1 protein-coding gene is annotated in these 226 nt (G+C 55.3%); it reads left to right on the top strand.

Annotated elements, in window-relative coordinates:
* Window positions 1-226, top strand: a 226-nt coding sequence (locus MFF40_RS28690) for a solute carrier family 23 protein (protein ID WP_283206131.1), incomplete at both ends; no start/stop codon positions are given.

Raw genomic sequence — 226 nt, 5'->3', positions numbered from 1 at the left:
TCGCCATTGGCCGAAGTGTGGGGTATATCGCACCGTTATGCCTGGGCTTGGGGGATTTCAGCAGGATGCGCAGTTTGCGGCTAACCACCATCCCGCATCCGTTCAAATACGGCTTTAGTTTTAGCTTCCATCAGTTCCTGGTGGTTGGCACGATTTATCTGCTTAGCGTGCTGGAAGCAGTCGGCGATATCACCGCCACGGCAATGGTTTCCCGCCGCCCCATTCA

It is taken from the genome of Methylobacterium mesophilicum (assembly GCF_022179445.1).
Classification (GTDB): Bacteria; Pseudomonadota; Alphaproteobacteria; order Rhizobiales; family Beijerinckiaceae; genus Methylobacterium; species Methylobacterium mesophilicum.
This window is presented reverse-complemented; position numbering and strand designations above follow the sequence as displayed.